This window comes from Psychrobacillus faecigallinarum, assembly GCF_014836595.1.
In the GTDB taxonomy this organism is placed as follows: Bacteria; Bacillota; Bacilli; order Bacillales_A; family Planococcaceae; genus Psychrobacillus; species Psychrobacillus faecigallinarum.
In genome coordinates this window covers 543055-569381 of sequence record NZ_JACSQO010000001.1, presented here as the reverse complement: position 1 = coordinate 569381, position 26327 = coordinate 543055, and the positions used below count along the sequence as shown (strand labels likewise).

At 35.4% G+C, this 26327-nt stretch carries 26 protein-coding genes; 24 read left to right on the top strand and 2 right to left on the bottom strand.

Annotated features, from left to right (window positions below; all coding sequences use genetic code 11):
• The first annotated feature begins 4 nt into the window (after nt 1-4).
• From flgL to pseI, 13 genes are all read left to right on the top strand, one after another.
• On the top strand, nt 5-934 hold the full coding sequence (gene flgL / locus H9650_RS02850; RefSeq protein WP_191696508.1) for a flagellar hook-associated protein FlgL: 930 nt from the start codon (nt 5-7) through the stop codon (nt 932-934).
• Between the two features lie 51 nt (nt 935-985).
• The gene (locus tag H9650_RS02845) at nt 986-1540 is read left to right on the top strand and encodes a DUF6470 family protein (protein WP_191696507.1); all 555 of its coding nucleotides are present in this window, start codon (nt 986-988) and stop codon (nt 1538-1540) included.
• Nucleotides 1541-1553: 13 nt separating this feature from the next.
• Nucleotides 1554-1988, top strand: coding sequence for a flagellar assembly protein FliW (fliW, locus tag H9650_RS02840; protein WP_191696506.1), 435 nt, complete (start codon nt 1554-1556; stop codon nt 1986-1988).
• A complete protein-coding gene (gene csrA, locus H9650_RS02835) occupies nt 1988-2212 on the top strand; it encodes a carbon storage regulator CsrA (protein WP_151110906.1) in 225 nt (74 codons plus the stop codon). The genes fliW and csrA overlap by 1 nt, the downstream gene beginning before the upstream one ends.
• 136 nt (nt 2213-2348) lie before the next feature.
• Nucleotides 2349-3161 (top strand): flagellin N-terminal helical domain-containing protein, encoded by an 813-nt coding sequence (locus H9650_RS02830; protein WP_191696505.1) that lies wholly within the window; start codon nt 2349-2351, stop codon nt 3159-3161.
• Between the two features lie 280 nt (nt 3162-3441).
• On the top strand, nt 3442-5154 hold the full coding sequence (locus tag H9650_RS02825; protein ID WP_191696504.1) for a motility associated factor glycosyltransferase family protein: 1713 nt from the start codon (nt 3442-3444) through the stop codon (nt 5152-5154).
• On the top strand, nt 5147-5479 hold the full coding sequence (locus H9650_RS02820) for a hypothetical protein (protein WP_191696503.1): 333 nt from the start codon (nt 5147-5149) through the stop codon (nt 5477-5479). Before H9650_RS02825 ends, H9650_RS02820 begins: the two co-directional genes overlap by 8 nt.
• Before the next feature lie 93 nt (nt 5480-5572).
• The gene (gene pseB / locus H9650_RS02815) at nt 5573-6550 is read left to right on the top strand and encodes a UDP-N-acetylglucosamine 4,6-dehydratase (inverting) (protein ID WP_191696502.1); all 978 of its coding nucleotides are present in this window, start codon (nt 5573-5575) and stop codon (nt 6548-6550) included.
• 37 nt (nt 6551-6587) lie between these two features.
• Nucleotides 6588-7745 (top strand): UDP-4-amino-4,6-dideoxy-N-acetyl-beta-L-altrosamine transaminase, encoded by a 1158-nt coding sequence (gene pseC / locus H9650_RS02810; RefSeq protein ID WP_191696501.1) that lies wholly within the window; start codon nt 6588-6590, stop codon nt 7743-7745.
• Complete coding sequence (locus H9650_RS02805; protein WP_191696500.1) at nt 7742-8473, top strand: cytidylyltransferase domain-containing protein; 732 nt, start codon at nt 7742-7744, stop codon at nt 8471-8473. The genes pseC and H9650_RS02805 overlap by 4 nt, the downstream gene beginning before the upstream one ends.
• Before the next feature lie 10 nt (nt 8474-8483).
• Nucleotides 8484-9590: a UDP-2,4-diacetamido-2,4,6-trideoxy-beta-L-altropyranose hydrolase gene (pseG, locus tag H9650_RS02800; RefSeq protein WP_191696499.1), complete on the top strand. Its 1107-nt coding sequence runs from the start codon at nt 8484-8486 to the stop codon at nt 9588-9590.
• Nucleotides 9577-10131, top strand: a complete 555-nt coding sequence (gene pseH / locus H9650_RS02795) for a UDP-4-amino-4,6-dideoxy-N-acetyl-beta-L-altrosamine N-acetyltransferase (RefSeq protein ID WP_191696498.1) — start codon at nt 9577-9579, stop codon at nt 10129-10131. Before pseG ends, pseH begins: the two co-directional genes overlap by 14 nt.
• A complete protein-coding gene (gene pseI / locus H9650_RS02790) occupies nt 10128-11180 on the top strand; it encodes a pseudaminic acid synthase (protein WP_191696497.1) in 1053 nt (350 codons plus the stop codon). The genes pseH and pseI overlap by 4 nt, the downstream gene beginning before the upstream one ends.
• Nucleotides 11181-11342: 162 nt before the next feature.
• Here pseI and H9650_RS02785 read toward each other — a convergent pair whose 3' ends face one another.
• A complete protein-coding gene (locus H9650_RS02785; RefSeq protein ID WP_318245388.1) occupies nt 11343-12161 on the bottom strand; it encodes a flagellin N-terminal helical domain-containing protein in 819 nt (272 codons plus the stop codon).
• A 133-nt stretch (nt 12162-12294) separates the two neighbouring features.
• On the opposite strand from H9650_RS02785, the gene H9650_RS02780 reads away from it, so the two are divergent.
• Genes H9650_RS02780 through H9650_RS02765 form a run of 4 tightly spaced genes read left to right on the top strand, consistent with a single transcriptional unit; the run spans nt 12295 to nt 15551 of the window.
• Nucleotides 12295-12672, top strand: a complete 378-nt coding sequence (locus H9650_RS02780) for a flagellar protein FlaG (protein WP_191696495.1) — start codon at nt 12295-12297, stop codon at nt 12670-12672.
• Nucleotides 12673-12683: 11 nt separating this feature from the next.
• Entirely contained in the window at nt 12684-14762 is a 2079-nt protein-coding gene (fliD, locus tag H9650_RS02775; RefSeq protein ID WP_191696494.1) for a flagellar filament capping protein FliD, read from the top strand.
• Nucleotides 14763-14799: 37 nt separating this feature from the next.
• Nucleotides 14800-15201: a flagellar export chaperone FliS gene (fliS, locus tag H9650_RS02770; protein ID WP_151110877.1), complete on the top strand. Its 402-nt coding sequence runs from the start codon at nt 14800-14802 to the stop codon at nt 15199-15201.
• Entirely contained in the window at nt 15201-15551 is a 351-nt protein-coding gene (locus tag H9650_RS02765) for a flagellar protein FliT (protein WP_151110875.1), read from the top strand. The genes fliS and H9650_RS02765 overlap by 1 nt, the downstream gene beginning before the upstream one ends.
• A 44-nt stretch (nt 15552-15595) precedes the next feature.
• Here the strand turns inward: H9650_RS02765 and H9650_RS02760 are convergent, their stop codons facing one another.
• Nucleotides 15596-15922: an SCP2 sterol-binding domain-containing protein gene (locus H9650_RS02760; protein ID WP_144537613.1), complete on the bottom strand. Its 327-nt coding sequence runs from the start codon at nt 15920-15922 to the stop codon at nt 15596-15598.
• 158 nt (nt 15923-16080) lie between these two features.
• Between H9650_RS02760 and H9650_RS02755 the strand changes: the two genes are divergently transcribed.
• The 7 genes from H9650_RS02755 to ilvN all read left to right on the top strand — a co-directional run bounded on the left by H9650_RS02755 (nt 16081) and on the right by ilvN (nt 26322).
• Nucleotides 16081-16791, top strand: a complete 711-nt coding sequence (locus tag H9650_RS02755; protein WP_191696493.1) for a C40 family peptidase — start codon at nt 16081-16083, stop codon at nt 16789-16791.
• A 22-nt stretch (nt 16792-16813) separates the two neighbouring features.
• Nucleotides 16814-18502: a methyl-accepting chemotaxis protein gene (locus H9650_RS02750; protein ID WP_191696492.1), complete on the top strand. Its 1689-nt coding sequence runs from the start codon at nt 16814-16816 to the stop codon at nt 18500-18502.
• A gap of 159 nt (nt 18503-18661) precedes the next feature.
• Nucleotides 18662-20344 carry a methyl-accepting chemotaxis protein gene (locus tag H9650_RS02745; RefSeq protein WP_191696491.1) on the top strand — a complete coding sequence of 561 codons (1683 nt, stop codon included), beginning with the start codon at nt 18662-18664 and terminating at the stop codon, nt 20342-20344.
• A 259-nt stretch (nt 20345-20603) separates the two neighbouring features.
• A complete protein-coding gene (locus tag H9650_RS02740) occupies nt 20604-21035 on the top strand; it encodes a hypothetical protein (RefSeq protein WP_225215868.1) in 432 nt (143 codons plus the stop codon).
• A 938-nt stretch (nt 21036-21973) separates the two neighbouring features.
• Nucleotides 21974-23641: a dihydroxy-acid dehydratase gene (ilvD, locus tag H9650_RS02735; protein WP_154311284.1), complete on the top strand. Its 1668-nt coding sequence runs from the start codon at nt 21974-21976 to the stop codon at nt 23639-23641.
• A gap of 411 nt (nt 23642-24052) precedes the next feature.
• Nucleotides 24053-25807: an acetolactate synthase large subunit gene (gene ilvB / locus H9650_RS02730; protein ID WP_404814864.1), complete on the top strand. Its 1755-nt coding sequence runs from the start codon at nt 24053-24055 to the stop codon at nt 25805-25807.
• Nucleotides 25804-26322 (top strand): acetolactate synthase small subunit, encoded by a 519-nt coding sequence (gene ilvN, locus H9650_RS02725; protein WP_191696489.1) that lies wholly within the window; start codon nt 25804-25806, stop codon nt 26320-26322. Before ilvB ends, ilvN begins: the two co-directional genes overlap by 4 nt.
• The last annotated feature ends 5 nt before the right edge of the window (nt 26323-26327 follow it).

The window sequence follows — 26327 nt, the reverse complement described above, 5'->3', positions numbered from 1 at the left end:
TTAAATGCGTGTAACACAATCGATGCTTTCTAGTAATATGCTTCGTAATCTCTCAAACAGCTATTCCAAAATGGGGAAGCTACAGGATCAAATTAATACGGGTTCAAAAATTAGCCGTCCTTCAGATGATCCAGTAATAGCTGTAAAAGGAATAGGTTATCGAACAAATCTAAATAAAGTAGAACAATATAAGCGCAATATGGGGGAAGTAGAAAATTGGTTAGATACTTCTGATGATACCCTTGATCATGTTGGAATTGCTCTTCGTCGTGTTCAAGAGCTCGTAACCAATGCAGCAAGTGACACGAATACAGATGAAGACCGAGAAAAGATGAAAAAAGAAATAGATCAAATTAAACTTCAAATCCGTGATTTAGCAAACACCAAAGTTGGGGAAAAATATTTGTTTAGTGGAACAAATACCCTGAGTCCTGTTTTTGAAAATGGGAAATTTGCTGGTCAAACTTTTACAGAAGGTGATAGCTTAACTAATTTAGTTAATACCGCTAACCCTGGATTTTCAAACTCTGTAGAAATTGAAGTGTATGATGGAGTTAATTTAGATGTGAATACAAAAGCAGTTGATATGTTTGCTCAAATTGACGACATGCTAACAAGTATTCAAAAAGATTTAGCTGATCCTGCTGGAACAATAGGAAGTAAAATTGGTGATCATTTAAGTACAATAAGTACTGTGCAAAATAAAGTGCTTGAAAACCGTGCAGATATTGGTGCTCGACAAAATCGAGTAGATATGATGATTAATCGTCTTGCAACACAAGAAGTAGTTGTAACAAAGCAACTTTCTGATAACGAAGACATTGATTATGAACGTGTTATTACAGATATGATTACCCAAGAATCTATTCACCAAGCAGCACTTTCAGTAGGTGCCAAAATCATTCAATCCACATTAGTAGATTTTATTAGATAATTCAAGGCGTTTGGACAACCTGTTCAAACGCTTTCTTTCGAGGTGAGACAAATGAATTTTCCACAGCTTCAAATACGGACCACAGATGCAAAGCTAGGACTTAATATCGTTAATGCTAAGCAAACAATTAAACAACCGAAGGCAACTCAACATATTGAACAACCTGCTGCTATATTAGATTTAGAAACAACTCGTGGTATTATGAAGATTGATTCTTCTCAAGCAAGAAGAGATATAGGATTAATAGGACCCCTCGAATCTGCTTCTAACTTTGCGGCAGAGGGTCGGAAAAAAGCCATGCAAGGGATAGCCAGGCGTGTTAGGGAAGGAAACCAAATGATGGATATCGCACATAACCAAAATGCAGTACCATCTATTGCGAAGCAAAACACATTTCCTCATAAAAAGGCTTTAGGTATAGATTTTATTCCATCGGTAGGTTCTGTAAAATTAGATTATGAGCCAGCTAAGCTGGATATAAATGTTCAAACGCAAAAGCCTATAATAAATGCTCAAATTAACAAACCGGTTTACGGCTATACACCAGGTAAAGTATCAGGGGTTATGATGCAAAATCCAACGATTGAAATCGACTTCATAGTCTAAAGGAGTAAAAAACATGAACATTGAAACAAAATTTTTAGGATCAATGGCAATAGATGAAAAAGATATTATTCAATTTCCAGATGGAATACCAGGATTTGAAGAAATAAAGGAATTTGTAATTTTACCCTTAGAAAAAGATTCACCTTTCGCAGTACTTCAATCAATTAAAGAACAAGAAATTGGGTTTGTTATTGCTTTCCCTTTTGCATTTAAAAATGATTATACATTTGATGTTTCAGAGGACGATAAAGAGGACTTGCAAATAGAAAAAAGTGAAGATTTAATCACCTACTCCATTGTTACATTAAGAGATCCATTCCATAGTTCCACTTTAAATTTACAAGCACCCTTGTTGATTAATTACAAAAAGCGACTTGCAAAACAATTAGTATTACAAGATGTAACCACTTATCCGATTAGGTTTCCTATTGAAGGGAGTGCTATTTAATGCTTGTTCTTTCAAGAAAGAAAGATGAATCTATAATGATTGGTGATAAGATAGAATTAAAAATATTGAGCGTAGACGGAGATCAGGTTAAGCTAGGAATTGTAGCTCCCCAAAATGTAAAAGTATACCGTTCTGAAGTGTATGAAAGCATTCAACAGCAAAACAAAGAGGCATTAAATATCTCTAAATCATTAATTGAACAAATTTCAAAAAAAAATATTTAATAAACTATTAAACTATCTTTAACTTGTACGATAATACTAGTGTAAGGCAGAAATGGGGCGGCCGACCTTATACTGCCAAACAAATTCCACAAGGACGTGGAACTAATTAAACCAAAATTCAAGGAGGAATCTCACAATGAGAATTCAACACAATATTTCAGCTTTAAACACACACAGAAACTTAACAGCTAACCAATCACAATCTTCTAAAAACCTAGAAAAATTATCTTCAGGTTTTAAAATCAATCGTGCTGGTGACGATGCTGCTGGTCTTGCTATCTCTGAAAAAATGCGTGGACAAATCCGCGGATTAGACATGGCTTCTAAAAACGCTCAAGATGGTATTTCTTTAATTCAAACTGCTGAGGGTGCACTTAACGAAACACACTCTATTCTACAACGTATGCGTGAATTAGCAGTACAATCTTCAAATGATACAAATGTTGCTGCAGACCGTGAAGCAATCCAAGCTGAAATCGATGCATTAGCATCTGAAATTACACGCATTGCTGATAATACTGAGTTCAATACACAAAACCTATTAGGTGGTACTTTCTCAGGTAAAACATTCCATATCGGTGCCAATTCAGGACAAAATATTGAATTAACTATTGCTACTATGAATGCTGGAGCATTATCAGTTAATACTTTAGATGTAGAAACTCAATCAGGATCAGATAAAGCGATCACAACTATTAACGATGCTATCGAAACTGTTTCGAAAGAACGTTCAAAATTAGGTGCAGTTCAAAATCGTTTGGAGCATACTATTAATAATCTAGGTGCTACTTCTGAAAACTTATCTGCTGCTGAATCTCGTATTCGCGATGTTGATATGGCAAAAGAAATGATGTCATTCACTAAAAACAATATTTTAACTCAAGCTGCACAATCTATGCTAGCTCAAGCAAATCAACAACCTCAAGGTGTTTTACAATTACTTCAATAAAATAGTAAAATCCGAACTTTATTTTAAAGTTCGGATTTTTGTTTTTAACAAAAAGGGATTTAAGCAAAGTAGCTTAAATTTCTTTTTTTATTATAATAATAAAAAATTCTTCTTAAAGTAATGATTACGTTTACGTAATAGATTTGATGAAGTGTAGAGTTAAGGGGAACTTCTATATTTATAAACAAAAACTACTGGAATTGACTTTTAATTTGAATCATGATTTTAATACTTTATTTATTTGGATAGGTGTCGATAATAAAAGTAGAGGTGTTAAGATATGACAACATTAGATATAGAAAGAATTACATGTAAATCGGGAGATATAACAATTAAAATAAATGGTTTCTTTTTGCACAGTAAGTATGATCCTTTAAAAGAAGCAGAACAATTTGTAGACATGAATTATAAACCAAACCATCTTCATATATTATATGGGTATGGAAATGGTTATTTTTATAAAAAATTTAAAGAAAAGCTTAAAAGTGAAGAAGAATTATTAATTATAGATCCGATAGCAAAGGAAATCGATATTGAATGTTACAAAGAAATCATAACTGATATATATGAAAAAAAAAATTTGAACATTTTGGATAAAAAAATTGACAAATTTAATAGACGAGTAAATATAATTATTTCTCCAAATTATGATAAAGTAATGGAAGAAGATTATGTAGAATTTTTAAAATTAATAAAAGATAGGCTTAATATAAATAGAGTTACTGAAAACACAGTACGTTTTTTTTCAGAAATATGGCAAAAAAATTATCTGTTAAATCTCTACTATACTACTAAAGATAAATCTTTAATTGAGTTGAAAAATAAGTATAATCTTCCAGTAGTTATTGCATCAGGTGGTCCTTCTCTTACTAAACAGATTCCGATATTACAAAAAATAAAGGATTCGGTAATTATTCTAGCTGCTGGTTCCACTATAAATACTTTACTTAAAAATGGTATAGAACCTAATTATGTTGTTTCTGTTGATGGGTCAGATAATAATTACAATCATTTTAGAGAATTGAACCTTTCTAATACAGGATTTATCTATAGTTTATATAGCCATTATAAGATAAGGAAGAGTTTTGGAGGAAATGGTTATATATTTGATACCACCTGTAATTCAGTAGTAAATAAACATTTAACTTATTTGACTAACGAAATCTATCCTTCCTTAATCGGAGGAGGATCAGTAGCTAACTATGCTTTCACGGTAGCGAATTATATTTCAAGCGGGCCTATAGCATTAATAGGGCAAGATTTGGCTTATACTGATAATAAGACCCATGCGGAATTTAATAAAAACTATCTTGAGATAGATGAAGACTTTCGTAAAAAAAGAGGAGCTTTTTTAACCGAAGGTTATTTTGGTGAAGAGGTATTAACTGACTATGTTTTTTATTCAATGAAGGAAAGTTTTGAGAAATTAATTACTTTTACTGATAAAAATAGAACTATTTATAATTGCACTGAAGGAGGAGTTTTTTTGAAAGGATTTACGCAAATCTCCTTTCAAGAATTCTGTAATAAGTATGCTGAAAATATAGAGTATTGTAATTTTGAGAAATCTTGCATTTCCAGTACTGATATAATGAAAAAATTTGACCTAAAAGACAAAATGGAAAAAGAACTTAAACACTACAGCGATATTAAAAAAATATTAACAGAAAGTCTGGATTTAATTTCTAAGAACAAGTCAAAAATAAAATTCGAGCAAAAAACTATAAAACTGCTTAATAAAAATGATGAAAAGCTAAAAAAAATCTATCAAAATGTGTCTATCATTAGTTTAATAGATCCTATCACTTTAAATATAAAAAATAACTATTTACCAAATATAAATGAATCAAGTAAAGAAAAATATATTAGGGTATATAATCAAAATCAGGAATTGTACTCTAGTTTAGCAAAGGTCATTGATATAGCTGAAGCGTATACAAATGAGTTAATCATGAAAATAATCAAAGATATTGAGGATGAAAACCATGAATAAATTAGTAGAAGAAACAATTGAAAGCTACAATGAATATCTGTCAATATTGCCAAAAGGATGTCAGAAAATAGCGGATGACATTCGACAAACTAATTTAAATGAAGCTTTAAAGGAAATTCTTGCATTTAGTGAAGGTGTCTCATGGTTAATTAGTGCAAATGTAAATTTAGAAAAATATTTATACTATAATCCACTTAATACAGAGAAAATTCACGTTTTTTTAAATGAAATAAATAGTGGATTGGAAATTCAGGATTATGTAATTGTAGCAGATATGTTTGAATATGAGATTAAACCTTTTTTTGAAAAATGTCAGACATACTAAGATTATGAAAATTATTATAAATAGAAAAGTAGTTAATATAGAATTCTAATATTTTATCAAACAAAAATAGAAACATAAAGGTGATTTTAATATATGAAATACAAGGCATTAAATCAAAAGACTATATTGGTAACAGGTGGAACTGGATCATTCGGGAAAAAAATTATACGTAAATTACTAGAATTTGATATAAAAAAAGTTATTGTTTTCAGTAGAGATGAGTTAAAACAATATGAGATGGCACAAGAATTTCAAGATAATAGAATTAGGTTCTTTATTGGTGATGTAAGGGATAAAGATAGACTTTATCGTGCATTTGATGGAGTAGATATTGTCATACATGCTGCAGCAATGAAGCATGTTGAAGCATGTGAATACAATCCATTTGAAGCTGTAAAGACAAATATTCATGGTGCGCAAAATATTATAGAAGCTGCCATAGACCGGGGAGTAGAGAAAGTCATAGCTCTTAGTACAGATAAAGCATGTAGTCCAGTGAATCTTTACGGAGCAACTAAACTAGCATCGGACAAACTATTTGTTGCAGGAAATTCCTATGTTGGTGAAAAGAAAACTCGTTTTTCGGTTGTAAGATATGGAAATGTTGTCGGTAGTCGCGGAAGTGTAGTCCCATTTTTCAAAAAGTTAAAGGAGACAGGTACGTTACCTATTACTGATGGACGCATGACACGATTTTGGATTACTCTTGATCAAGGGGTTCAGTTTGTTTTAGATAATTTAGAGCGAATGCATGGTGGAGAGATTTTTATTCCTAAAATTCCAAGTATGAAAGTTACAGATTTAGCAATTGCTATAGCTCCTGAATGTGAAACTAAAATTGTAGGTATTCGTGCAGGAGAAAAATTACATGAAGCTATGATTACCGAAGATGACGCTCGTCATACTGTTGAGTTTGATGATTATTTTATCATACAACCTGAGTTTTCTTGGTGGTCCAAAGAATTTGCAGTGGGAGGAAAGCACCTTCCAGAAGGCTTTAAATATGCAAGCGATATTAATGATGAATGGCTATCTATTGAACAATTAAAAGAATTGGTGGAAGAAATGTAGTCTTTGACTGCATTTTTTCTTTAAGGAGATATTAGAAGTGAGAAATACTTATTTGCCTTATGGTAAGCAATTTATTGATGACGACGATATTAATGCTGTGATAGAGGTACTAAAAAGTGATTATTTAACAACTGGGCCTGCTATTGAAATGTTTGAAAAAAAAGTGGCTGAATTTGTAGGTGCATCATATGCAGTTTCTTTTTCTAATGGAACTGCAGCTTTGCATGGCGCCTGTTTTGCAGCAGGAATTAGCAGCGGAGATGAGGTTATAACAACCCCCATTACATTTGCAGCAAGTGCAAATTGTGTTCTGTATCAAGGTGGAAAAGTCATTTTTGCTGACATCAACCCGAAAACCTATAATATAGACCATACTGATATCGAGAGGAAGATTACTCCTAGAACAAAAGCAATAATACCAGTACATTTTACTGGTCAACCAGCGCAATTGGAAGAAATTAGGAAAATTGCTAATAAATATAATTTAGTTGTTATTGAAGATGCCGCCCATGCTTTAGGGAGTAAATATAAAGGAAAAAAAGTTGGTTCAATTAGTGATATGACAATGTTCAGCTTTCATCCTGTGAAACATATTACTACGGGTGAAGGAGGAATAATTACAACAAATAATATAGATTATTATAATAAACTTTTACAATTTCGTTCTCATGGGATTACGAGAGATCCAAAACTATTGCATGAAAATCATGGACCTTGGTATTATGAAATGCAATTTTTAGGTTATAATTATCGAATGACTGATATTCAAGCAGCACTTGGCGTAAGTCAATTAAATAAATTAGATAGTTTTGTTAACAGAAGAAAGCAAATTGTTGCAGCCTATAATGAGAGTTTTACTGAAATGGCAGAATTACAAATTCCATACCAATTGCCTGACACAGATTCAAGTTGGCATTTGTATGTGCTTAAATTAAACCTGGAGAAATTAAATGCTTCTCGAAAGGAAGTTTTTGAAGAGCTACAAAAACTTAAAATTGGTGTTAATGTTCATTATATTCCTGTACATACTCTTCCTTTCTATCAACAGTTGGGATATTTAAAAGGTTCTCTTCCAGAAGCAGAGAAATTATATGAAGAAATTATTTCTCTACCTTTATTTCCCTTAATGCAAGATCAGGACATCAAAGATGTTATTGATGCTGTAAAATTAGTGATTGGAAAAGTAAAAAAATGAAAATTTTAGCGATTATCCAAGCTCGAATGGGTTCAACTAGATTACCCGGTAAAATATTAAAAGAAGTGAATGGCAAACCTTTATTATTATATCAATTAGAAAGAGTGAAAAAATCAAAACTGATAGATAAAATTGTTATTGCCACTACAACTAATAAAAACGATGATCTTATAGTTAGTTTTTGTGAACAGTATAACGTTGATTACTACAGAGGCTCCGAAGAGGATGTACTTGCTCGTTATTATGAAGCATCGCAACAATTTGGAGGAGAAGTTATAGTTAGGTTAACTTCAGATTGCCCTATTATAGATCCATCTATCATCGATAAAACTATTAAATATTATATAGACAATTTACCATATTATGACTATGTATCAAATACGATAGAAAGAACGTATCCAAGAGGGTTAGATACGGAGGTTTTTTCTGAAAAAGCCTTAGAAAAAGCTTATTTAGAAGCTATTTTAGAAAGAGATAGAGAACATGTTACAGCGTATATGTATTCGAATCCACAGAATTTTAATATTGGTTTTATCTCTTGTAATCAGAACTTTGGCAAATATCGCTGGACTGTGGATACAATTGAGGATTTCCAATTAATTGAACTTATCTTAAAGAAATTATACAAAGAAAATCATATTTTTTCTATGAATGATGTTATTAACATTCTTGATAAGAATCCAGAATGGATGCAATTAAACATTCATATTGAACAAAAGAAATTATAAGGTGGTATCTATGCAAGTATTTATACGGACCGATGCTTCAATTCAAATAGGTACGGGTCACGTAATGAGATGTTTGACTTTAGCTAAACAATTGAAAAGTAGAAACGTAGTTGTAACGTTTATTTGTAGAAATTTAGAAGGCAATTTAATTAACTTTATAACTGAACAAGGTTTTGATGTACTTTGTCTTTCGGAAATACCTAAAACAAAAGAATCACCCGAAATATCACATTGGGATTGGACAAGAGATAACTGGTTTGATGATGCAGAGGAAACTATTTTACTATTGAAAAAGGTAAATTTGCCAATAGAATTGTTAGTAGTAGATCATTATTCAATTGATATAAATTGGGAACAAAAATTACAGTCAATTGTCAAGAAAATAATGGTGATCGATGACATAGCTGATAGAAAACATGATTGTGATTTATTACTTGATCAAAATTTCTATTGTAGTATGGAGAATAGGTACAGTAATCTAGTTCCTGAAAAGTGTTATCAATTTTTAGGGCCTTCCTATGCCTTGCTGCGCGAAGAATTTTTAAATATAAATCCATCTAAGATTATTAGAGATGGTACTATCAATAATATTCTTATATTTTTCGGTGGAACTGATTCTGCAGGAGCAACCTTAAAAATTCTATATGCTATAAAAGAATTAATAAAAGTAAATATTATAATTAATGTAGTAATAGGATTTGAAAATCCTTTTAAGGAACAAATAGAATCATTCTGTAATAAATATGAAAACGTTATTCTACATTGTAATATTGACTATATGGCCAATCTAATGTCACAAGCAGATTTAGCAATTGGAGCAGGTGGAACTGCATCATGGGAAAGAATCTATCTAAGATTACCATCTGTTGTAGTAACAACAGCAAGTAACCAATTAGAGTTAACGAGGGATTTAGCACATACAGGTGCAATTAAATCACTGGGAGTTATACAAAGTATTTTAAAATCAGACATTCAGTCCCAACTAAAGCTATTAATTGATAATCCACAAGCTATATTAAAAATGGTAGAGAGTTGTAACTATATTATAAATTACTCTACTGTTAAAAAAAATAGAGTGTCATCTCGGATATTGGAGATTATAAATGATACTAGATAACAGAGCACTATTGAAAGATATTCAATATGAGGATTTATCACTTGTTTTAAATTGGAGAAACCAAAATCACATTAGAACCGTCATGTATAATAGCGATTATATTTCGATTGAGCAACACCTAGCTTGGTATGAAAGACTGTTGATAAATGAAAAGGCACTTTCAAAATTATTTTATTTTGATGGCGTTCCTTACGGAATTGTTAATATTAACGAAATCAATCCTATCCATAAGAGTTGTGAGTGGGGATTCTATATTGGCAACACAAACGCATCACGTGGCATGGGAACTGTCCTTGGCTATACGGCATTGAATTATATTTTTAATGATTTAAAGTTAAGAAAAGTAAATGCTAGTGTTCTTGATAAAAATCCAAGAAGTAAACACTTTCACGAAAAACTGGGATTTAAACATGATGTGACACGTAGAGAACATATTTTAAAGGATGGCCAATTCATGGATATTAATGATTACTCCATCTTGCATAATGAATGGAAAAGTCATTTAAAACAAGTTGAAGAAAGAATGGAATGGTATATATGAATACAGTTATTATTGAAAACAAAAAAATAGGTTTAAATAATCCACCATTTATTATTGCTGAAATGTCCGGTAATCATAATCATTCCTTGGAGAGAGCATTAAAAATAGTTGAAGAAGCTTCTAAGGCAGGTGCACATGCATTAAAAATACAAACATACACTGCCGATACCATGACTTTAAATATAGAAAATCCTGATTTTAAAATTGAGGATAGTGAAAATCTTTGGGATGGTCAAAATCTTTATAAATTATATCAACAAGCATACACCCCTTGGGAATGGCATAAGCCAATTTTTGATCGAGCACGTGACCTAGGTATGATAGCATTTAGTACACCTTTTGATGATACAGCAGTTGACTTTTTGGAAGAATTGGATGTACCTCTCTATAAAATTGCTTCTTTTGAAAACACTGATTTACCACTTATAAAAAAAGTTGCTTCTACCGGTAAACCCATGATTGTTTCTACTGGTATGGCTACTGTAGCTGAGTTAGATGAACTAGTAAGAACGGCAAGAGAGGCTGGCTGTAAAGAGTTAATTTTATTGAAATGTACAAGTACCTACCCAGCGACGCCTAACAATACAAACATCTCTACCATTCCTCATATGAGTGAATTATTCGATGTGCAAGTTGGATTATCAGATCATACTATGGGAATAGGTGTCGCAGTAGCAAGTGTAGCTTTAGGTGCTACTGTGATTGAAAAACATTTTACGTTATCGAGAGCAGATGGTGGTGTAGACTCTGCATTTTCAATGGAACCTAGTGAGATGAAGGAATTAGTTATAGAGACAGAGCGAGCATGGCAGGCGATGGGGAAAGTTACCTACGGTCCTACCGAAGTGGAGAAAGCTTCTTTAAAATTCAGACGTTCTATTTATGTTGCTCAGGATATTAATAGTGGAGAAAAATTTACAAAAAAAAATATAAAAATTGTTCGTCCAGGATATGGACTAGAACCTAAATACTATGAAAAAATAATCAACAAATTAGCTAGGAAAGATTACAAAGCGGGGACACCAATAATGATAGATGAGCTATTATAGAGTTATTTAATGATATTTATCAACTAAATGTGAAATTACATCATCAAATACATTGATTCAAGGTGACTACTCTTGAGGACTGCCGATTTTCAATAGAAGCTTATTGTAGATTTTCATAAAAACAGACTAGGAACCTTATTTTGGTTTCCTAGTCTGTTTTTTTTAGCTAAATAAACTTAGTACATCATTAACATTTTGATTCGTATGCTTAATTAGCATTTCATCGCCCTTTTGGCGTATTCCTTGTTTAACAAATTCCACCATTTCATAAGCCATATCTGGATCTCGAATAAGGGATTCTGACTTTAGAAGACTTGCCTCGATATTCGACACATTATCCTTATGTTGGGTTAGTACTTCATAGTCTGCTCCGGTATTTGTTACGTGACTAGAAATAATAGATTTGGCTGTATCCACTTTTGCTATTAAATTCTCTGCTTCTTCACGATTTGAAAGCTTAGCAATTGCTATACCTAATGAAGCTGTACTAACGTTCACTGTATCAATACGAAGGGTTTGGCCAGAGTTTGCGCCAACATGTATATACAATGGTCGGACGTCACCAAGAATAGTTTGTGTGTTGAATTCCATTTTCTCCGCAGTATCATCAATTGATTGAAGAAGCTGATCTAATTCCTCCTGAACTGTTCCTCTGTCACTGTCTGAAACTGTGTCAGTTGATGTTTGCACTGCTAATTCTCTAATTCGTTGTAATACACTACTTACATGCTGAAGACCGGCATCGGTTGTTTCTAGTACTGAAAGTCCATCTTGCATATTAAGCTGAGCCGTTGCAAGTCCACGAATTTGCCCACGCATTGTTTCCGAGATGGATAAACCTGAAGCATTATCTGCAGCACGAGTCAATTTGTCGGCACCTGAAAGTTTTTCTAGTGTTCGAGTTATTGCATTGTCATTTCTTTGATAGCGATTAATAGAGAAGGCAATCCCTGCCTGATTTTGTATTTTCAATGTATTCACCTCCATGTGAATTATTTTCCTTCTCTATTATTATCGTCACTTAAGATGGAAATTTTGCTAACAACTCAAAAATAATATTAATATGCCGATAAGGTATATAAGAACATCGTTAGCATAGGAGGAGAGCCTATTTATGCGTCTATCAGCACAGGCCCAGTCAAAAGAAGTTGCAATTGTCTCACAGCTAAAAACAGAAGTAGTTGGAGAAATAAAATCAAATGTAACGGAAAATTCGATAAGACAAATTATGCAATCAGAACAAAAAGCAAATGAAAAAGAAATATTTCCAAAAGAAAAAGTTCAAAAAGCAGTGGATGCATTAAATGAGTTTATGACTATCCAAAACAGAAATTCTAAATTTGTTATGCATGATGGTTTAGAGCGCTATTACGTAGAAGTAATCGACGCAGAAACAGAAGAAGTAATTAGAGAGGTGCCACCTCGAAAATTATTAGATGCATTTTATACGATGCAAAAATTTTTAGGTATGATAATTGACGAAAAAATTTAGGAGGTTTTTTTATGGCAGGCTTAAGAATAGGTGGATTAGCTTCAGGAATGGACATCGACCAAATTGTTGGAGATTTAATGAAAGCCCAACGCGTACCACTAGACAAATTAGTACAGAAGAAAACTACATTCGAATGGCAACGTGATTCTTATCGCTCAATTAATACTAAATTAAAAAGTTTCGATACTTACTTAGTTGATAATTTCCTCATTTCTAGTAATTTTAATAAAAAGAAAGCGGAAAGTTCTAATTCAAATCTAGTAAATGCTACTGCAACTGGTTCTGCATCAAGTAATCTCTCAATAGAAGGAGTTTCTCAACTAGCAAGCGCAGCAAGACAAATTGGGAATACAATTTCTACTTCAAATGGTGGCACAGTAAGTGGTGCCACTAAAATGGGGGAGCTGTCAGGGTTCACTGGAGATACTAGTATTTCTTTAAAAGCTATTCAAGCAGACGGAACATTGGCAAAGGAAGCAACTAAAATTGATATTAGTGCTTCAGACACAATAGATCAAGTTGTTAAAAAGATTAATGAAAGCAATGCCGGTGTATCTGCATTATTTGAAAATGGTAAGCTTTCCATTACTGCTAAGAATACTGGTGATTTAAAAGGAGAAGCTGAAGTACAAGTAGTTGATGGAGAAAATGTATTTAATGCGCTAGGAATGACTGAAGCTCGAAATTTAGCGACTGGTGGTACAAATGCAGTATTTCAAGTTAATGGTATTTCAACAGAACGTGCTTCTAATACTTTTAATCTTGCAGGGTATAATGTAACTTTACAATCAACTTTCAATGTTAAAAATACACTAGAACAGCAAGTAATTAAATTACAAGAAGCCAAAACAATGGCTGCACAAGATGTGATTAATGCTATCTCTGCAAGAGATGCTTCAAAAGTAGCGGCAGAAGCTCAACAATCAACATTTGATGGAATATATACTCCCTTAACGACAGAACAAAAAAATACCTATCAGTTATTAGTAACAGATAAAACTTCCTTACGTAACGCTTTGGCTAATATTAGTGAAACTGACTTTTCTACTTTTAAAGGTCTAGTAGAAAGTGAAGACGGGAAGATTAATAATGCAGCAATAGATGCAGCTGAAATTTCAGATGATGCAAAAAAAATGTTGAAAAGTTTAAGCGACGGAGAACGCTCTCAATTAAGAGACTTAGAAAATGCTGAATTTAATTTATATGGTTCCGTCGCTAAGGAAGAAATAAAACTGGAGATTTCAAACAAACAAAAGGTACAAGCTGAGCAAGATTTAGTCACTAAAGAGCAAAAAAAGATACAATTAGATGCTGAATACGATAGTATTGTTGAAAAAAATAATAATACCCCTCAGGACAGTAATGTTTCATCAGTCCAATTAAAGTCATCTACTGATATCGATTCCATGGTAGACAAAGTAAAAGAATTTGTTACAAAGTATAATGAGCTTATAAGCGGAATGAATGATTCATTAAAAGAAAAAAAATATCGTGATTACCCACCACTAACAGACGAACAACGCAAAGATATGTCCGAAAGCGAACAGAAGCTGTGGGATGAAAAAGCTAAAAGTGGCCTTCTAAGAAGTGATTCCATTGTTAGTAATGGTTTATCGAATATGCGTAATTCAATTTATGGAAAAGTTGGCAATGAAGATAATATAATTGATACACTTGCAGAAATGGGAATTACTACATCAAATATATATTCTGATGGCGGTAAACTAGTCATAAATGATGAAAAATTACGTAAAGCTTTGACAGAAAATCCTGATCAAGTTGTGAAAACAATTACTTCTTCAGGAACTAAAACAGAAACAGAAGATTCACGTGGAATTGTTAAACGTCTCCGCGATTCTATGAAAGATTTAACTACTAATATAGAAACCAAGGCGGGTAAAGCTAGTTCTACTGACCAGCAGTATTCAATAGGTAAAAGTTTAATCGATACGAATACTCGTATTACTAACTTCCAACGTCGTTTAGAAGATATGGAAGCACGCTATTGGAAACAATTTACAGCAATGGAAACAGCGATTAATAAAGCCAATTCACAATCAGGTTATCTATCACAATTCGGCCAAAGCTAAATATAATTATGTTTTTCAACAAAAGGAGTTGTAAGATTTGTCAGCACAATCGGTCCACCAAGCTTATAAAAATAATAGTGTGAGTACTGCATCGCCAGGTGAGTTGACTTTGATGTTATACAATGGTTGTTTAAAATTTTTAGGTAAAGCAAAAATTGCGGTAGCAGAAAAGAATATTCAAGAAAAAAATACAAACTTGCAGAAGGCACAGAAAATTATTCAAGAGCTTATGATGACCTTAAATATGGATATTGAAGTTTCTAAGTCAATGATGCAAATGTATGAATATATGAATCATCGCTTAATTGAAGCAAATATGAAGAATGACACTGCTATTATTGAGGAAGTGGAAGCATATGTCCTTGATTTCCGCGACACATGGAAGCAAGTCATTCAATTGAATCGTCAAAAGCAATTTACTACTGGCGGACAAGCGTGATGGCTAGTGTCGACCAATTTTTAGCGGTCTCTGAAGAGCTATACAGCCATCTTTTAAAAACACCATCTGATGATGAGCGTACAGAATTTATTGAAAAAATTAATGAGTTATTGGATGCTCGTGAAATGGCATTACAATCCTTAGATCTTGAACAAATATCCAAGCTATCAGTTTATGGCAAATTAATAGAGTTAGATCATGGGATCAATAAACAGCTAACTACTGTGATGGCTCTTGTTAAGAAAGATATTAAGGAGCTTCAGCAAAAGAAACGCCATGAAGGTTCTTACACTAACCCTTATGCGGCTACTCAAATGATTGATGGTATGTATTTTGATAATAAAAAATAATACAAAAAACGACTTTCGCTATGAAAGTCGTTTTTCTTTTTCTCTTAAAAACTATACTCCTTCAACAATCCCTCCAGCTTCAATGCCAATCCAATACTCCCGTCAACCTTCAGCTTCCCAAACATAAATGCAGAAGTGCTATTTAAATCCCCGTTAATGAGCTTTACAAAATCCTTTGAGCTTAATGTAAGAGTGCAATCAGCTTTTGAGCTAGTATCATCCGTTACAAATGCTCGACCGTCAGCTAGGACTAGCTGTTTGACGGATGGTTCGTCGCCGGTTAGGTGGAATTCGTAACGGACGTTTTGGTTTTGGATTGGAGTTGGGTGGTTATTCATTGTGTTTTCGATTTGGTTCCAGGTTTCGTTCATGTATCATGTCCCCTTTGTATTTACTGAATGGTTATTCATTAATTATCATGCCATATTTTCTGATAATTTACGAGCATTTATTTCCCAGGTAATATTTTGTTGAAAGTTGTGGATGTTACCAAAGTTTTACCGATATAAAAAGAAAGGGGGTTTAAAGTATGAGAAAGAAAGTGCTGATTATAGCATTTATACTGTTTTTTATTACAGAAACTGCAAGTGCTAGTACGCTTTATGAAGTGAAAAAAGGCGATTCGCTTACTAAAATTGCTAAATTACATAATGTAACAGTCGCTGATTTACGTACTTGGAACAAGCTGACAAAGGATAATATTTTTATTAAGCAAAAGCTTGTCGTTCAAAAGCCGGCAACTGTTAAGGGGACAACGAATACAACGCCAGTTAAAACAGCTCCTGTAGTAACAGCACCTGTAAAAAATGAGTTGGTTGTCTCACCGGCTCCTGTTATTACAGTACCTAGCAATGTATCTGAAGAAGGTTATGCTTATTACCCATTGATCATTGATTTTGCTAAACGCCTGGAGGGCATTCCTTATTTGTATGCAGGTAATACGATGGCTGGATTTGATTGTAGTGGGTTTATTTATTTCCTACATACGCAAGCTGGTATGAAAATCGAACGTAAGAGTAGCGAGTCCTACTATTTAGAAAGTATTGTGGTGACTAACCCGATTCCTGGAGATTTAGTGTTCTTCCAAAACACGTATAAAGAAGGAATTTCTCATATGGGGATCTATCTTGGAGACAATCAATTTGTCCATGCAGGATCTAAGGGAGTAGAGATCACAAAGCTAGATAATGTGTATTGGAAAGAGCATTTTGTATCCTTTAACCGTTTTGTTCAAAAGTAAATAATCAGACAGGAGATATATTATGAAGTGGACAATTACAAAGAAAATGTGGTTGGGCTTCTCCGCAATTATCCTATTGATGATTGTTGTTTCTTTTTTCAGTAGCTTAGCAGGCAAGGAAACAAATAAACAGTATAGAGAGATTCTTGAGGTGGATAGCGTAAATGTGAGGCTTATCCAGGAAATCAAAATGTCTCAAAATGAAACTACAGAAAATCTTTATGATTTTTTATTAACGAAAATGGATGCTTCTCGAAAGGGAGTCAGCTCGCATCTGGAGACCACTGGGACGCTGATGGAAGAGCTCAAACAGGGGATAAATTCAAAGGAGTCTCTTCCTTTCATCGAGGACTATGAAAGAAAGTACGTAATGTTTGTAGAGGCTAATGAAAAGCTCATCTCTAACCAAATTCTTGTTGACCCGACTCAAATAAATACGTTAACGAAAGATGTAAAAACTATTAATGACAATATGGTATCTATATTAAACAAGATAGAGGAACAACTTCAAAATGATATGGCTGTAACAGTGAATGAGCTGCAGGACTACGAGCGTGGTGCGAACATTTTCGTCATGGCTATTACGATTGTAGGGGCTATCCTTGGGGCAATTATTGCATTTTACATAGGCAGAAGCATTGCACGTCCAATTAAGCGTGTTACCTTAGGTCTTACAGAAATTGCAGGAGGCAACTTGCATGTAGAGCCAATTCATATTAAGAACAAGGATGAAGCAGGCGAAATGGCAGCAGCATTTAACATAATGTCAGAGGATCTTCGTACAATTGTTTCCAACGTCCAAGACACCTCTATGCAACTAGCAGCAAATGCGGAGGAACTATCAGCCATTGCAGAAGAAAGTCTTGCTAGCTCTCAATTAGTAGCAAGCTCGGCACATGAGCAAATGACTAGCAGTGAACAACAAGTAGAACATATGACCACTTCGATGGCAGGCATGTCTGAGCTATCTCAAGGCGTTAGTGACATTGCAGCAAGTAATGGGGAAATGTTGAACTCCGCAGAAAATGTAGGACACCTAGTGAAGCAGGGTTCTGATGTAATAGCGGCTGTGGCCACTCAGATGAATATGATTCATAATACGTTCAATGAAACGGCAAATAATATGAGAGATATGGAGAAGCACTCACATGATATCCAGGGAATCACTTCTCTCATTACAGAAATTTCAGAGCAAACCAATTTACTAGCATTGAATGCGGCTATTGAGGCTGCCCGGGCTGGAGAGTATGGCAAAGGCTTTGCGGTCGTTGCAGACGAGGTAAGAAAGCTAGCGGAGCAGTCGAAAAATGCAGCATCTGAAATTGCTAAAATGATTGAATTGATTCAGGGAGCATCTGGTACTGCGGTAGAGGCTATTACAACTGGGGAGAACAAGATAAAAGAGGGCATGAACAAAACAAACGAGTCTTTAGAGGTCTTCCAGCTTATTGAATCAGCGGTAGTGGAGGTAGGAGAGAAAGTAGAATCTGTTTCTACAGCAATTGAGCAAATTCAGGCAATTGCTCAATCGGTGTCAGAGGGCTCCTTGGAGGTTCAAAGACTTGCTGAAATCGTTGCCCAAGGAGCAAATGACACAAGCTCCGCAACAGAGCAGCAGCTTGCTTCTAACGAAGAAATTACCTCTAATGCCCAGTCTCTAGCAAACCTTGCTGAAACATTACAAAATAATGTAAGTCATTTTAAGATATAGGTAAAAGGGATCTATATTATGTTTCGTAGTATAGATCTTTTTTATTTTATTATGAATAAATATGTACATTTATCTATGTCTAAATACCTTAAAAAGAGTATAATTATAGAGGTGCATTTTTACTAGCGCTAAATATTTTAAAGGAAAAGGAGTTCCAAAATGAAATTGTCAATTTCAAAGAAAATGTGGTTCGGTTTTTCATTTGTTTTACTTTTATTAATTTTTATAAGTGTTATATCTATCTTTACTTCTTATGATGTTGCAGACAAATATAAATCTATTATTGATAAGGACATTGAAAAAATTAATCTAGTATCAGAAATTGAAGTAATTCAAAAAGATATGGCGACTGCTGTACTAGAATTCGTCATGTTCGGCTCGGAGGATGCTACCGATAAATTTGATGAGGAAATAGAAAAGGGTTCTATAGCAGCTCGTAAATTAATAGAGTCTGTTAAGGATGAAGAATCTTTAAAATTAATGAAAGACCTACAAACGGAGACAGTTCAACTGTTTGAATCAAATGATAAGATTATCTCATTGAAAAAAAGCAACCAGCCCTTTGATCAATATGCAGCTCAATCATCGGAATTAAATGAGAAGACATTAGTGATTTTAGGTGATTTAAAGCAAATTCAACAAGAAAATATGCAAAAAACTAGAGAAGACTTAGATACATATCAAACTAACGTTAATATAACTATTATTATTTTAGCCATTGCAAGTATTATTATTGGGGTTTTAGTATCACATTTCATTAGCAAAGGTATATCTAGCCCAATCCGCAAGGTTACAGAAGGCTTAGGAGAAATAGCGGATGGTAATCTGAATGTAGAGCCAATCGTTATAAAAAATAGAGACGAAGTTGGAGCAATGGCTTTAACATTCAACAAAATGACGAGCGATTTACAGCGTATCGTTTCCAATGTACGTGATTCTTCCATGCAGCTTGCTGCAAATGCGGAAGAACTTTCTGCAAGTTCAGAAGAAAGTTTAGCATCCTCTCAGATGGTTGCAAAATCTGCAGAAGAACAAATGGCAGCGAGCGAGGAGCAAGTGAAGCATTTAGAAAGCTCTGTTAGATCTATGTCAGAAATGCAACAAGGTGTGGAAGATATTTCGCAAAACAATAACGAGATGCTTCAAGCAACTGATGGCGTGAAAAAATTAGTAACAAAAGGCTCTACAGTAGTATCTGGTGTAGCAAGTCAAATGAATACTATCCATGAAACATTCAAAGAAACAACAGAGATTATGAATAATATGGCTAAGCATTCCCATGAAATTCAATCGATTACTGCATTAATCACGGATATTTCAGAACAAACGAATTTACTAGCATTGAACGCTGCAATCGAGGCAGCTCGCGCTGGGGAATATGGTAAAGGCTTCGCGGTAGTAGCAGAAGAAGTTCGCAAGCTTGCAGAGCAATCAAAAAACTCTGCTTCCGAAATTGAATCTATGGTTAAATTGATTCAGTCTGCTTCAACAGAGGCTGTAAAGGCGATTACAACCGGTGGTGACAAAGTAGAGGACGGTCTGTCTAAAACTACTGAATCATTAGATGTTTTCAACGAAATTGAATCTAGTGTAGAAGCCGTAGCTGAAAAGGTTGAATCTGTTACTACTGCAATCGAGCAAATTAAAGAAATGGCTAGCTCAGTAACGGATAATGCTCAACAGGTTCAAGGCTTGGCAAGTCATGCTGCAGATGGAGCTAGTGATACGAGTGCAGCAACTGAGCAGCAATTAGCTGCAAATGAGGAAATTTCTACAAACGCACAAACTTTAGCTACTCTTGCAGAAAAATTACAAAGTGAAGTAAGTCATTTTAAAATTTAATAAATAAAGTATTGGGTAGAGTCCACTTGTCTTAACTAAAAGACAGAAAAGCTTTAATCTCATGAGCGCTAAGGCATTGTCACATACTGTGGTAATGCCTTCTTTAATGATAGAGGAAGAGATTTATAAGTTTTCTTCAACCGAACAATTAGTGTAGTCTAGCAGGCTCAAATTTTTAATTCTATTTATCATGATAATTCCTCACCTAGTCACAATTAAAAGGAAAACTTTTTAGTATAATAAGGATAGGTGATCAATTATGTATTCATTCATTATGTATATGCACGTGATTAGTGCTATTCTTTCCGTAGGTCCATTCTTTGTATTGTTTCCTTTACTGAACCGTATGAAAGGCAAAGCAGGAATAGAGTTAGATACTCAGATAGAGGTATTTCAGGCAGCTATTCGAATTGTAAAGCATGCGGGACATGTCTTGGTTTTCTCTGGCATCCTGCTTATGTGGCAAGGGAATTGGCCATGGACGACTTCATGGGTAATAATGACAATTATTGTCATGGTAAGCTCTATCATCTTTTTGGCTAGAGCCTTTAAACCGAAAATTCGACAGTTTTATGCTGGTGAGATGAATGTAGAGACACTTATTTCAAAGCTACGCTCCTCCGTATGGAAGTATATTTTCCTGCTAATGATTATGCTTTGGTTCATGGTTGCAAAACCAATCCTATGGTAAAAATTGTTTCTAAAGGATCTTGTTTAAGAATGCGTATCTTTTTCTAAAGAATTTCATCATGATTTAATATTTATGCCGTGAACCTTGTGTTCATGGTATTTTTTAGGCAAAAAAGTGTTTAATTTCTTTAATGGGTAGGATAGTAGTTTCTCATTCTACAAGTCATCCATTTTCTGTTGATTGAAGCGACATGCGGCGACTCCAGTGGGATGAGTGAGATAGATAAGACATCACAACCGGCGCGTAAGCGACGGTGATGGCTTATCATTCACCCCGCGGAAAGCGTCCGCATAGAGCGAAAATCAAGATTTACATATATGTTTTTCATGTGAATTGCATCTATATGAGTATTCATATAACAGGCTAATTTATAAATTGATTTAATTTACACTATATTACTTCTTTACATATCTGATTGAAGCGCATGTGGCGACTCCAGCGGGATGAGTGAGAGAGATAAGACATCACAACCGGCGCGAAAGCGACGGTGATGGCGCTTATCACTCACCCCGCGGAAAGCGTCCGCATAGAGCGAAAATCAGGGTTATTTTGTCATATCACTGCAAAATCAATCTAGTGATTCTCCTATAATATATCTCGTCTAATTCTTGAAAATAATCCTTCCACCTTCCTTTTGTTCGCTTAAAAGACCAACATGCATATGCCTCCAACAATCATGTTATGTATAAATAAAATTAAAAATAATTTTTCTTTATTTAAAATGCGATATATCGCTATTGTAAGCGATTACAACATTTACGAATATTCAAAACTAACAGAAAATTTACTAAAATACTGTTGACGCAAGGATTTAAAGGCGTTATGATAGCTTCAATATATTAAATATTGCAAGAAAATTCACATAGTATTTAAAAATGAATTTCACGAATTTTGCACAGGTAAACGCGTTGAAGCGGTAAAGTATAGGGGCGATTTAAATGAGAAGTGACATGATAAAAAAAGGCGTAGATCGAGCTCCTCATCGTAGCTTACTTTATGCTACGGGAGTAAAAACAAGAGATTTAGATAAACCATTTATTGGTGTATGTAACTCCTATATCGATATTATTCCTGGCCATATGCATTTAAATAAATTTGCAGAGGTTGTAAAGGAGGCGATTCGTGAGGCAGGTGGAATTCCATTCGAATTCAACACAATCGGTGTAGACGATGGAATTGCAATGGGACATATCGGAATGCGATATTCACTTCCGAGTCGTGAGTTGATAGCAGACTCAGCGGAAACCGTTATTAATGCTCACTGGTTTGACGGTGTCTTCTACATTCCAAACTGTGACAAGATTACTCCAGGAATGCTAATGGCAGCAGTCAGAACGAACGTCCCATCCGTATTTGTGTCAGGCGGTCCTATGGAGGCAGGTGTATCTGCTGATGGAAAGCAGCTTTCCTTAACCTCCGTATTTGAAGGTGTGGGATCTTATAAATCTGGTTCAATGACTGCAGAGCAGCTCTTAGATATCGAACAAAATGCATGTCCAACATGCGGCTCCTGCTCAGGGATGTTCACAGCAAACTCGATGAACTCTCTAATGGAAATGCTAGGAGTAACTTTACCAGGTAACGGAACGATTGTTGCTACATCAGACGAGAGACACCAGCTCATTCGAGAAGCTGCAAAGCATCTTGTAAGAATGGTTAAAGAAGATGTAAAGCCTAGAGACTTAATCACGAAAGAAACAATTGATGATGCTTTTGCGCTAGATATGGCAATGGGTGGATCAACGAACACTGTATTACATACATTAGCTATCGCTCACGAGGCAGAAATTGAATATAACGTAAATGAAATTAATGAAGTTGCTAAAAGAATTCCTTATTTATCAAAAATTATGCCGGCATCTGATTACTCCATGCATGATGTTCACTTAGCAGGAGGAGTCAGCGCCATTATAAAGGAACTTTGTGAAATACCTGGAGCGGTTCACCCAGATCGTTTGACGATTACCGGGAAGTCACTCTATGAAAACGTAAAAGATTGTGAGATTAAAAACGAGCAAGTAATTAGAAGAAAAGAAAATCCTTATAGTCCTGTAGGTGGATTATCTGTACTGTTTGGAAACATTGCTCCTGAGGGTGGTGTGATAAAGGTTGGCGCTGTGGACCCTTCTATTAAGGAGTTTACGGGCGAGGCAATTGTCTTTGATTCACAGGAGGCTTCACAGGAAGCAATTGACAATGGAACTGTTAAGGCAGGTCATGTAGTAGTAATTCGCTACGAGGGACCAAGAGGTGGTCCTGGTATGCCAGAAATGCTTGCTCCGACATCAGCGATACAAGGTCGAGGATTAGGAACAAAGGTAGCACTCATCACAGATGGAAGATTTTCAGGTGCTTCCAGAGGAATTTCCATCGGACATATCTCACCAGAGGCGGCTGATGGAGGGCCGATTGCTTTAGTAGAGAATGGCGATATTATCGCTATTGATCTTATAAATAGAACGATAGAGCTGCAGGTTAGTGAAGAAGAACTCGCTAGCAGAAGAGCAGAGCTTCCACCGTTCGAACCAAAGATTAAAAAAGGATATTTAGCAAGGTATTCAAAACTCGTTACATCTGCAAGCACAGGTGGAGTCATGAAAATATAAATATTGCTGTAAATCATTGATGAGGTAAAAGTTAAAGGAATTTTGTATTCACAGAGAGCTGGTATAGCTGGGAGCCGGCAATACAACCTTTAACGACATCCCCTCGGAGTGAGGTGTTGAACGGGATTTCCCCCTTTAGATACTTCCGGGTGTAGTAAAAAGCTACTCTCGTTAAAAATGGACATTCGATGCTTAGTCGTATGTCTGCGAGGTAGCGGTTGCGCTGCGAACTAGGGTGGTACCATGAAAAGAATTTCATCCCTATACAAAAGAACTATGGTTTCTTTGTGTGGGAGGAAATTCTTTTCTTTTTATTTAGATGAGCTAGATGATTCATATCTAGCTTCTGGCCCCTGCCTTACGAGGGTGTCCTAGGTTTAAGAGTAACTGGACGATTGAGGAATAGGAGGAATGATGATGAAGTTTACTGTAGAAGCGGAACGTTTAAAAGAAGAACCTGCAACCAGTGTAGCTCTCAAGGAAATGAATGGTGCAGAAGTATTTATTGAGACACTGAAAAAGCATCAGGTGGAAGTAGTATTTGGTTATCCAGGTGGTGCGGTTTTACCGATTTATGATGCGCTGTATAAAAATCCGATTAAGCATATTCTTGCCCGGCATGAACAGGGTGCTATCCATGCGGCAGAAGGATATGCAAGGGTCTCCGGTAAAGTTGGAGTCGTGATTGCAACATCTGGCCCAGGTGCAACTAATGTAGTGACAGGAATTGCAGATGCAATGATGGACTCTATTCCTTTAGTTGTGTTTACTGGTCAGGTTGCTACAACAGTCATCGGAACAGATGCCTTTCAGGAGGCAGACATCATTGGTATCACTCAGCCAATTACGAAGCATAACTATCAAGTAAAAGATGTGGCAGATTTCCCAAGAATTATAAATGAAGCTTTTCACATTGCTTCCACAGGTCGTCCAGGACCAGTCGTTGTAGATATACCTAAAAATATGGCAACAGGTATTTTTGTCCCGAAGGAAGGGGCAACCGAAGCAGTAAACTTACCAGGCTATCAACCGACAACTACGCCGAACTTCCTGCAAATTCAAAAGGCGTCACAGGCGATTACAAACGCCAAACAGCCATTAATTCTAGCAGGCGCAGGAGTACTTTTTGCGAAAGCCAACGAGCAATTGAAAGAGCTAGCGGAAAAATATCAAATACCGATTACAAATACACTTCTAGGACTAGGGAGTATAGAAGGTACACACCCATTATTTTTAGGGATGGCTGGTATGCATGGTACATACACAGCAAACATGGCCATTCAAACATGCGACCTACTCATTAATGTAGGGGCAAGATTTGATGATCGCTTGACAGGAAACTTAAATTACTTCGCTCCTAATGCAAAAGTAATTCACATTGATATAGATCCCGCAGAAATTGGAAAAAACGTTCCAACAGAGATTCCGATTGTCGGTGATGCGAAAGAGGCTTTAGAGGCTTTATTGAACCAAAATGTACCTAATGGAAATACAGCAGCTTGGCTTGAGAGTTTGAAGGTCAACCAAGTGCAATATCCATTACATTACGATGCAAGTGGAAATCGAGGACTTCTTCCACAGCAAGTATTGGAATTAGTTCAGGAGTACACGAATGGTGATGCCGTTGTAACAACAGACGTTGGGCAGCACCAAATGTGGACTGCACAATACTACAAATTCAGTCAGCCACATAATTGGGTAACGTCAGGTGGCCTAGGGACGATGGGCTTTGGATTCCCAGCGGCAATTGGGGCTCAAATTGCTAAGCCGGATGCAAGGGTTGTTTCCATTGTTGGAGATGCTGGCTTCCAGATGACGCTTCAGGAGCTGTCACTGCTACAAGAAATGCGTATACCAGTGAAGGTCATTATTTTAAACAATCAGGCACTCGGAATGGTTCGTCAGTGGCAGGAGACCTTTCACGGAGAAAGGTATTCTCAGTCATTAATCTCAGTTCAACCCGATTTCGTCAAGCTGGCTGCTGCCTATGATATTAAGGGATACAAGATTGAGACATACGAAGATGCAAAGGTTCAATTGAAAGAAGCATTAGCTTCGGATGAGCCAGTGCTCATCGATTGCCGAGTAGTACAAAAGGAAAGTGTTATGCCAATGGTTGCCCCTGGCAGAGGATTACATGAAATGATTGGAGTGAAGCCAGAATGAAACGCATTATTACCGTAACGGTTATCAACCAAAGCGGTGTACTCAATCGGGTTACCGGTCTACTCATGAAGCGCCAATTCAATATAGAAAGTATTACGGTAGGACATACAGAGCAGCCTCAAATCTCTAAAATGACCTTCGTCGTAAATGTGGAGGATGAACAGAAGCTGGAGCAGCTGTTAAAGCAGCTACAAAAACAGGTGGATGTTTTAAAAGTTAATGATATTACGGAAAAATCGATAGTAGTTAGGGAGCTCGCCTTAGTAAAGGTAGTATCTCCTCCGTCTGCAAGAGCAGAGATCAATAGTTTAGTAGAGCCTTTCAGAGCTTCTACAATTGACACAGGAAAAAATGTTGTCACATTCCAGGTCACTGGAAACCCGGAGAAAATTGACGCATTCATCGAGCTCGTCAAGCCTTATGGCATTAAAGAACTAACAAGAACAGGTGTGACAGCCTTTGTAAGAGAAACACAAAAGGTTACGAATGCACCTTATCTTTCTATATTGCAATAACAAAA

Excerpts from the sequence above, each read along its gene's own strand:
- pseH (WP_191696498.1), top strand. The coding sequence starts at position 9,577 with ATGATACTAGATAACAGAGCACTATTGAAAGATATTCAATATGAGGAT.
- H9650_RS02805 (WP_191696500.1), top strand. The coding sequence starts at position 7,742 with ATGAAAATTTTAGCGATTATCCAAGCTCGAATGGGTTCAACTAGATTA.
- fliW (WP_191696506.1), top strand. The coding sequence starts at position 1,554 with ATGAACATTGAAACAAAATTTTTAGGATCAATGGCAATAGATGAAAAA.
- H9650_RS02745 (WP_191696491.1), top strand. The coding sequence starts at position 18,662 with ATGAAATTGTCAATTTCAAAGAAAATGTGGTTCGGTTTTTCATTTGTT.
- H9650_RS02845 (WP_191696507.1), top strand. The coding sequence starts at position 986 with ATGAATTTTCCACAGCTTCAAATACGGACCACAGATGCAAAGCTAGGA.
- csrA (WP_151110906.1), top strand. The coding sequence starts at position 1,988 with ATGCTTGTTCTTTCAAGAAAGAAAGATGAATCTATAATGATTGGTGAT.
- ilvD (WP_154311284.1), top strand. The coding sequence starts at position 21,974 with ATGAGAAGTGACATGATAAAAAAAGGCGTAGATCGAGCTCCTCATCGT.
- H9650_RS02825 (WP_191696504.1), top strand. The coding sequence starts at position 3,442 with ATGACAACATTAGATATAGAAAGAATTACATGTAAATCGGGAGATATA.
- pseI (WP_191696497.1), top strand. The coding sequence starts at position 10,128 with ATGAATACAGTTATTATTGAAAACAAAAAAATAGGTTTAAATAATCCA.
- H9650_RS02765 (WP_151110875.1), top strand. The coding sequence starts at position 15,201 with ATGGCTAGTGTCGACCAATTTTTAGCGGTCTCTGAAGAGCTATACAGC.
- H9650_RS02750 (WP_191696492.1), top strand. The coding sequence starts at position 16,814 with ATGAAGTGGACAATTACAAAGAAAATGTGGTTGGGCTTCTCCGCAATT.
- H9650_RS02740 (WP_225215868.1), top strand. The coding sequence starts at position 20,604 with ATGTATTCATTCATTATGTATATGCACGTGATTAGTGCTATTCTTTCC.
- flgL (WP_191696508.1), top strand. The coding sequence starts at position 5 with ATGCGTGTAACACAATCGATGCTTTCTAGTAATATGCTTCGTAATCTC.
- H9650_RS02780 (WP_191696495.1), top strand. The coding sequence starts at position 12,295 with ATGCGTCTATCAGCACAGGCCCAGTCAAAAGAAGTTGCAATTGTCTCA.
- ilvB (WP_404814864.1), top strand. The coding sequence starts at position 24,053 with ATGATGATGAAGTTTACTGTAGAAGCGGAACGTTTAAAAGAAGAACCT.
- ilvN (WP_191696489.1), top strand. The coding sequence starts at position 25,804 with ATGAAACGCATTATTACCGTAACGGTTATCAACCAAAGCGGTGTACTC.
- H9650_RS02820 (WP_191696503.1), top strand. The coding sequence starts at position 5,147 with ATGAATAAATTAGTAGAAGAAACAATTGAAAGCTACAATGAATATCTG.
- pseB (WP_191696502.1), top strand. The coding sequence starts at position 5,573 with ATGAAATACAAGGCATTAAATCAAAAGACTATATTGGTAACAGGTGGA.
- H9650_RS02755 (WP_191696493.1), top strand. The coding sequence starts at position 16,081 with ATGAGAAAGAAAGTGCTGATTATAGCATTTATACTGTTTTTTATTACA.
- H9650_RS02830 (WP_191696505.1), top strand. The coding sequence starts at position 2,349 with ATGAGAATTCAACACAATATTTCAGCTTTAAACACACACAGAAACTTA.
- fliD (WP_191696494.1), top strand. The coding sequence starts at position 12,684 with ATGGCAGGCTTAAGAATAGGTGGATTAGCTTCAGGAATGGACATCGAC.
- H9650_RS02760 (WP_144537613.1), bottom strand. The coding sequence starts at position 15,922 with ATGAACGAAACCTGGAACCAAATCGAAAACACAATGAATAACCACCCA.
- pseG (WP_191696499.1), top strand. The coding sequence starts at position 8,484 with ATGCAAGTATTTATACGGACCGATGCTTCAATTCAAATAGGTACGGGT.